The sequence below is a fragment of the Allobosea sp. TAB14 genome, from assembly GCF_052113865.1.
Classification (GTDB): domain Bacteria; phylum Pseudomonadota; class Alphaproteobacteria; order Rhizobiales; family Beijerinckiaceae; genus Allobosea; species Allobosea spartocytisi.
This window is the reverse complement of sequence record NZ_JBFRDQ010000096.1, coordinates 1-7,500: the sequence shown is the minus strand read 5'-3', so window position 1 is coordinate 7,500 and position 7,500 is coordinate 1. Positions and strand designations below refer to the sequence as shown.

The 7,500-nt window shown below is 63.2% G+C and carries 7 protein-coding genes (1 of these 7 only partly in view); 3 read left to right on the top strand and 4 right to left on the bottom strand.

Translation table 11 applies throughout. The features are described from left to right. Together AB4Y99_RS15710 and AB4Y99_RS15705 are read left to right on the top strand one after the other, a co-directional pair. Positions 1 to 823, top strand: the 3' portion of a protein-coding gene (locus tag AB4Y99_RS15710; protein ID WP_441523954.1) for an HlyD family secretion protein. Its footprint begins 368 nt before the window's first position; only the last 823 of its 1,191 coding nucleotides appear in the window; the start codon falls outside the window, past its left edge; its stop codon occupies positions 821 to 823. Positions 824 to 854: 31 nt separating this feature from the next. Further along, positions 855 to 2,444: an MDR family MFS transporter gene (locus AB4Y99_RS15705; RefSeq protein ID WP_441523953.1), complete on the top strand. Its 1,590-nt coding sequence runs from the start codon at positions 855 to 857 to the stop codon at positions 2,442 to 2,444. A gap of 254 nt (positions 2,445 to 2,698) precedes the next feature. Here AB4Y99_RS15705 and AB4Y99_RS15700 read toward each other — a convergent pair whose 3' ends face one another. Beyond that, complete coding sequence (locus AB4Y99_RS15700) at positions 2,699 to 3,109, bottom strand: winged helix-turn-helix transcriptional regulator (protein WP_441523952.1); 411 nt, start codon at positions 3,107 to 3,109, stop codon at positions 2,699 to 2,701. Positions 3,110 to 3,211: 102 nt separating this feature from the next. Between AB4Y99_RS15700 and AB4Y99_RS15695 the strand changes: the two genes are divergently transcribed. After that, positions 3,212 to 4,333, top strand: a complete 1,122-nt coding sequence (locus AB4Y99_RS15695) for an NADH:flavin oxidoreductase (RefSeq protein ID WP_441523951.1) — start codon at positions 3,212 to 3,214, stop codon at positions 4,331 to 4,333. A 104-nt stretch (positions 4,334 to 4,437) separates the two neighbouring features. On the opposite strand, the gene AB4Y99_RS15690 is transcribed toward AB4Y99_RS15695, so the two are convergent. From AB4Y99_RS15690 to AB4Y99_RS15680, 3 genes are all read right to left on the bottom strand, one after another. Further along, the gene (locus AB4Y99_RS15690) at positions 4,438 to 5,589 is read right to left on the bottom strand and encodes a Gfo/Idh/MocA family protein (RefSeq protein ID WP_441523950.1); all 1,152 of its coding nucleotides are present in this window, start codon (positions 5,587 to 5,589) and stop codon (positions 4,438 to 4,440) included. Position 5,590: 1 nt separating this feature from the next. Next, positions 5,591 to 5,965: an SDR family oxidoreductase gene (locus AB4Y99_RS15685; protein ID WP_441523949.1), complete on the bottom strand. Its 375-nt coding sequence runs from the start codon at positions 5,963 to 5,965 to the stop codon at positions 5,591 to 5,593. An 84-nt stretch (positions 5,966 to 6,049) separates the two neighbouring features. Then, entirely contained in the window at positions 6,050 to 7,363 is a 1,314-nt protein-coding gene (locus AB4Y99_RS15680) for an ABC transporter substrate-binding protein (RefSeq protein ID WP_441523948.1), read from the bottom strand. Positions 7,364 to 7,500: the final 137 nt, after the last annotated feature.

Here is a 7,500-nt window from a genome sequence, read left to right as displayed (position 1 = left end):
AGACTTCCGCGTCGCGCTCGATCAGGCGAAGGCCGATGTCGAAGCGGCCCGAGCCGCCGTCGTCAGCAAGCTGGCCCAGCTCGAGGCCCAGCAATCTGCGATCGATACGGCCAAGGCGACGGTCGAGGTCGACAAGGCAAATGCGAATTTCGCCGAGCAGGACAACGAGCGCTACGCCAACCTCGCCAGGACGGGCTATGGCTCCGTACAGAACGCCCAGGCGGCGGTCGCCAAGATTTCGGCGGCACGGGCCGCGATCGACCGCGATGTCGCTTCGCTAGCCCAGGCCCAGAAGCAGGTTGATCTGATCAAGGCCGACCTGGCCCAGGTGAGGGCCACGGTCTCTCATGACGAAGCCGTTCAGCGCCAAGCCGAACTCAACTTGTCCTATACCGCCGTTCTGGCTCCCGTGGACGGCATTGTCGGGAACCGGACGCTTCGGGTCGGCCAGTATGTCCAGGCAGGCACGCAGTTGATGGCGGTTGTTCCGGTCGCGAACGCCTATGTCGTTGCGAATTTCAAGGAAACACAGCTGACCAATGTGAAGCCCGGTCAAAAGGTCGAGATCGAGGTCGACATGTTCCCGGGCGTCACGGCGGAGGGGCATGTCGACAGCATCGCTCCGGCCAGCGGCCAGGAATTCGCCCTGCTTCCGCCCGACAATGCGACCGGCAACTTCACCAAGGTCGTCCAGCGCGTTCCGGTCAAGATCGTCCTCGATCCCGACCACAGCCTTGCCGGCAGCCTGCGACCTGGCATGTCGGTCGTTCCGACGATCGACACCAAGGTTTCCAAGAACAATTCAGTGGCGGACGCGCGGTAATCCGCGCGCCCGGCTTGCGAGGAGCTGGGCCATGTCTACGCAAACGCCGGCCGTTGCCCCATCGACCCCGTCAACCGGGGACAGGGCGAGCTTGTCGACCTGGATCGCGATCACGGCGGGCGCCATCGGCGCCTTCATGGCGATCCTCAACATTCAGATCACCAATGCCTCGCTGCTCGATATCGAGGGAGGCATCGGCACCGGCATCGACAACGGCGCCTGGATTTCGACCTCCTACCTGATCGGCGAGATCATCGTCATTCCGCTGACGAGTTTTCTCAGCCGCGTCTTCTCGTTCAAGCTCTACATGATCTGGAGCACGATCGCGTTCGCTCTGTTCTCGATGGCCTGCGCCTTTGCCAGCAATCTCGGCGAGATGATCGCCATGCGCGGCCTTCAGGGCTTTGCCGGCGGCGTGCTCATCCCGATGGCCTTCACCATGGTCGCGACCCGCCTGCCGAAATCGCAGCAGCCGATGGGCCTGGCCATGTTCGCGCTGGCGGTGACATTCGCTCCGGCGATCGGGCCGACGATTGGTGGCTACCTCACAGAGAACTACGGCTGGCAGACGATCTTCTTCATCAACACGCTGCCCAGCGTCGCGATGGTGGTTGCGCTCTCGCTGACGCTCGAAAAGCAGCCGTTACAGCTGGGCCTTCTCAAGGAGGGCGACTGGGCTGGCATCGCGACGATGGCGATCGGCCTGTCGGCGCTGCAGACCCTGCTCGAGGAAGGCAACAAGGAGGACTGGTTCCAGTCGACCTTCATCGTCCGTCTCGCCGCGATCGCCGCCGCGTTTCTGGCTGCCTTCGTCTGGATCGAACTGACGGTCAAGAAGGCGCTTGTCGATCTCTCGCTGCTGAAGAACCGCAACTTTACGGTCGGCACGCTGTCGAATGTCCTGGTCGGGTTCGGCCTGTTCGGCTCGGTCTATGTCCTGCCGCAATATCTCGGCCAGGTGCAGGGCTATAACGCCGAGCAGATCGGCATGGTCCTGGCGTGGACTGGGCTCCCGCAGCTTCTCCTCATTCCGCTCGTCCCGATGCTGATGAAGCGCTTCGACATCCGCTACATCACCTTCGTCGGCATCGCCATGTTTGCCGGCTCATGTTTCATGAACACGCATATGTCGCTGAATTATTCCGGTGACCAGCTGTTCTGGCCCAATGTCGTCCGTGCGGTCGGCCAGTCGATGGTGATCACGCCGTTGACGGCGATCGCGATGATGAGCATCCAGCCCAGGGACGCGGCAAATGCATCGGGCCTGTTCAACATGCTCCGTAATCTTGGCGGCGCGGTCGGCACGGCCGTGCTTGGGACAATCATCACCAAGCGGGAGCAGTTCCATTCAAACATCATCGGGCAGGCCGTCACGCCCTTCCGCGGCGAAGTCAGGGGCCGCCTCGACCAGATGACGGRCTACTTCATGACGCAAGGCGTTTCCGAYCATGCTGCCGCGCAGCRKCAGGCGGTCATCRCGCTMGGCAARACGGTGAAGCGSCAGGCGTTGGTCATGGGCTTCAGCGACACCTTCGCGATCATCGGCGTCATCCTGGTCATCGCGGCGGTTGCGATCCTGTTCGCCCGAAAAGGGCAGGGCAGCTCGGCTGCGGCGCACTGATCACCACAACCAACGCCAGCCACCGCGCGCAGGCAAGCTGCCTCCACAGTTGGCGCGAGTGTCGCGCAGGCCAAAAGCACGAGCGCGACATTGGCGTCGGTGCTTGCTGAGACGACGGCGACGTTTCGAGACCTGACGGGCAAGGCTCCACGATCGGTCGGCGCGTGGCTGCGTGAGAACATCGCGGCTTTTCGAAAGCCCTGATTGCCATGCCGCCGGTCGCGGTCGGGGGTATAAACGCCGAGGTTGGAAGATCAGACAGATCGGGAAGCCGACGCTCCTTCGTGCGGCGCCGGTCGGCCGTTCATGGCATCGAACGCCTGTCGCGCGGCATCGACCTCCGGCAGCTTTTCGAGCGTCCATTCGTGCAGCGCCCGGAACGGCTGCTGCAATGTGCGACCAAGCGGCGTGATCTGATACTGCACCGCCACTGGGGACAGCGAGATGACCTCCCGCGAGATCAAGCCGTTGCGCTCCATCCGGCGAAGGCACTGGGTAAGCGCCTTCTGGGTGACGCCTTGCAGCCGGCGACGGATGGCGTTGAACCGCTGCGGTCCATCGTCGAGCACAACCAACACCATCATCGACCACTTGTCCGCGATCTGATCGAACAAGGCCCGGCTAGGACATTCCGACGAGAAGCAGAGGGGTTCCAATTCGAGCATCCAGGTTTCCTTCGATATACCAGGGCGAATTCAAGTGCCTAATTGACGCTAGGTATACGAGTTATACTTAGGCGCTTCATAGTTGGAAATGGAGTCCCTGACATGCCTCATCCTGATACCAGCAGCTTGTTCCGTCCTTTCAGCGTCCGGTCGCTCGAACTGAAGAACCGCATCGTCATGGCGCCGATGACACGGCTTTTTTCCCCTGAAGGCATTCCGGGGCCGGCGAGCGCTGCCTATTATCGCCGGCGCGCGGAAGGCAATGTCGGATTGATCTTGTCCGAAGGAACGGTGGTGGACCGCCCGGCATCGCGTAACGATGCCGGAATTCCTTTCTTTCACGGCGACAAGGCGCTGGCGGGGTGGAAGAATGTGATCGATGCTGTCCACGATGCGGGTGGTCGCATGGGCCCGCAAATTTGGCACACCGGCGCAACCCGCTACATCAACGGCTGGGAGCCCGATGCGCCGGTGGAGAGCCCTTCCGGTCTTGATTCCCCGGGCGACCCGCGCGGCGTCTCTATGAGCGAGGAGGATATCGCCGACACGGTCGCAGCCTTTGCCAAGGCGGCGGCGGACGCGAAACGGATAGGGTTTGACACGGTCGAGATCCACGGCGCCCATGGATATCTCATCGATCAGTTCTTTTGGGCGGGCACCAATCTGCGCACCGACCGCTATGGCGGGCTCACGATAAAGGACCGCTCGCGCTTCGCGGTGGATATCGTCGGCGCGGTGCGCGAAGCGGTGGGGCCCGATTTCCCGATTATCCTGCGTGTCAGCCAATGGAAGCAGCAGGATCTCAGCGTGCGTCTCGCCGCCTCCCCAACGGAGATGGAAAACTGGCTGCGGCCGCTGGTCGAGGCGGGGGTCGATGTCCTGCACGTTTCGCAGCGCCGCTTCTGGGAGCCTGAATTCCCGGAGATTGACGGCGAGAACGGGCTCAACGGCGCAGGCTGGGCCAAGAAGGTGACCGGCGCTGCGACGATCGGTGTCGGATCGGTAGGCCTCGACAACGATGTTGTGAACAGCGCCTTCGCCGGCAAGGGATCAACTTCGGCCAGCCTGGATCGCCTTGTCGAGCGACTGGAGCGGGACGAGTTCGACTTGATCGCTGTAGGTCGGGCACTGCTGAGCGATCCTCAGTGGGTGGCGAAGGTCGAACGAGGCGATCACGGGGCCTTGAAGGGGTTCGATGCCGCGTCTCTGGCCGAACTGGTATAATCCTTGCCGCGCGGGCGGAGGCGGGATTCGTCTCCGCCCGCATGGCTCACCAAACACCGAAGCCGGCGCGGCCACATTCGCAGCGATGCCGTCATTGCGATGACCTATACCTGGAACGATCGCGCCCGCTGCCTCGAGTTCTCGGACCAAGGGCTAATCCTTACCTGGGACGTGGTCTCGGAACAGGAGGTTTCCTCAAGTGGCTCAGCCCTGCTCAGGAACGATCGTGCGATTCTCGGACGCGGACAGGAGGATCGCTGAGGCGCCGCGAGCGTGCGGAGACCGTCTTCGCCCGAGCAGACGGGTGCGGCACCGTCGCGGACCACAGCGCAGAAATGCGTCAATTGGGAATGATAGGCATCCGCCGGCGTGACGAGGCGTTCCTCGGAGATCGATGTGGCATTCCAACTCGGTTCCTCGCCCGTGGCATGGCGCCAGATCCTCAGGTCGGGGAACTCAAGCGCCGCTTGGGTGCCGAGAAACCGCGTCGAGTTGGCTCGGCTCATTCGGATCGCCGGGTTTTCACCGGAGTTTGCGTCCCAAGACCAGGGCGAAGGCGCTGCGTCGCTGGCCGTGACCGTCGCCAGCGCTCCGGTCTCGAAACGGATCAGGACAGCGGTCGTGTCCTCGATCGCCAAGCCGCGACCCATGTTCCCAACATGGGCAGTGACAGCCGAAATCTCGCCGCAGAGATGGCGCAGCAGATCGATGTCGTGGATGAGATTGGTCAGCACCGGGCCGGCGCCGGGTTGTGTGCGCCAAGGCACCGTGAAATAGGCGTCCGGCTTCCGCACGGCCCAGAGCATGTTCACGGCGAGCAGACGCCCCAGCTCGCCGCTGCCGATGATTTCGCGGGCCGCCGCCACAATCGGATTGTGCCTTCGGTGGTGGCCGACGAGGAGCGAAACTCCGTTCGCCTCTGCGACGTCGATGATCCTGCGTGCCGACGGGACATCCGCAGAGATTGGCTTTTCGACCAGGAGATGCAGCCCTGCCTCCGCAGCGGCCACGCAGATCGACTCGTGCAGCGGAGTCGGCGTCGCGACGATCACGGCCTCGGGCCGGATTGCGGCAATCATGCTCTCGATGTCGGCAAAGACGGGCACGTCAAGTTCGCCGGCCAGAGCAATCGCTGCAGGCGCAGGATCAACGATCGCACGGAGCGTGGATTCGGGATGGCTGGCGCATAACCGGGCATGGCGCTGGCCGATCGCTCCCGCGCCGATGACCGCGATCTGGACTGGAGCCCGTTCCATCTCAGTAGGTCGCCCGGCCGCCGGTCGCGTCGAAGGTGAAGCCCGAAGTGGTGAGATCGATGCGGATCACATTGTCCCAATGCTCCGGCGGATAGTCCTCGACCCGGTGGATGGGGCCGTTGATCCCGGCATTGTTGATCAGAATGTCGACGCGACCGAGCGCACCCAGCGTCTCGCTGAAGGCGGCCGCGACCGCTGCCGTATCGGCCACATCGACGACGCGTCGGTCTACCGCCGCTATGTCGAAGCCTTCGAAGGAGCGATCCCAGATCGAGACACGGCAGCCGCGATTCAGCAATTCCTTGACGATGGCGAGACCGATGCCGCGCGCCCCACCAGTGACGATCGCGGTCTGGCCAGCGAATTCGGTTGTCATGACCTTGAAGCTCCCATTGACCTGGCCTGGGTGGGCTGGCTGCGGGAACCGGAGCGCGAGCACACCGGATCCCGCCTGTGATCGCTACCGCGCCTTCTTCAGAGCCTCGTCGTATTTGGCGACGATTTCGGTGTAGGCGTCCTCGGCTGTGCCATTGCGCAGAATCATTCGCACCGTGGCGTCGCCGRTGATCTGGTTGAAGGTCGAGCTGATCACGGAATAGTTGACCATCTTGCCGCGCGCCTTGATCAATTCGGCCCAAGCGAGTTGGTTGGCCGCCTCCGGCTGCTTGAAATAGGGCGCCTGATAGGCAGAGGCGCGCGATACCACCTCGCCACCTTCGGCTGCGATCGCCTGCGCTTCGGGACTGGTCATGAATTTCGTGAAGGCCCACGCCGCCTCACGCCGAGGAGAATTGGCGTTGACGACGATCTGGAAGCCATAGGTCACCATCTTTCCGGCAGGCGCGAAGGCGGGCGGCGGCGCCCAGGCGAGGTCGTTGCCGGCTCCGCCGGACTGGATGGCGCGGAAGCGGAACAGGCCGAAGGTTCCCTGCGCGATCGTGCCGGCTCGCAGGCCGTCATGGGTTTCGCTGTACCCGAACTGCGCGTTTGTCGGCGGCGTCGCCTTGCACTTGCCGTACATGTCTCGAATGGTCTGGAGAGTCCGGATCACGGCCTCGCGCGGCGCCTGGAAGGCGCGGCCGTCATCCGCGAAATAGTCACCGCCTGATTCCGTCACCATCGAGCTGAAAAGGTTCTCGGCCAACGCCTGGGCGCCCCCGACACCGCCGCTCGATCCGAGCGGAATGGCATAGCCTGTGACGCCGTCCTTGTTCAGCTTGCCGCCGGCTACGCACGCCTCGTCCCAAGTCTTCGGCGGCGTGACACCGGCTTTATCGAGCAGGCTCTTGCGATAGAGCAGCACAGGGATACGGTAATCCTGCTGTATTCCATAGATCTTGCCGCCGACCTTGGTCTGGGCGAGCGGAATCAGCCAATCGGTCTCGCTGACGTTGTCGCGCTTCAGCAGGTCGTCAAGCTGCAGCACCGAGCCCGTGGCCACGATTTCCGAAATCGACCAGTTGGCGAAGCGGGCAATATCTGGCGAATCCGACTTGCTGCGAAGCGCCCGCGCCGACGCGCTTTGGGTGGGGTCGATGACAACCTTGACCTTGATGTTCGGATTGGCCTTCTCGAAGGCCTCGATCATCCGCGTCTGTGCCGCGGCGCGCGGATCGGCCTTGTTGTTGGGGTCGAGGAAGGTTGCGTAAGCAATCTCGACCTGTTGGGCATGGGCAGGGGCAAGGGCGCCCAGCGTGAGCACGATCGATGAGGCAAGCAGCGCGAATTGGCGGCGGCTGGCACGCGAATTTTTTGTCTGGATCGATGTCGTCATGGTTCCCCCTCTTTCGGTCTGGTTTCTCGTTGGCGGTGGTCGGCATGGGCATCGCTATCCCTTCACGGGACCGGCGGCAGCCCGCCAAAGAACCCGTGCCGGGCGAAACTGAAGACCCGTGCCGGGCGAAACTGAAG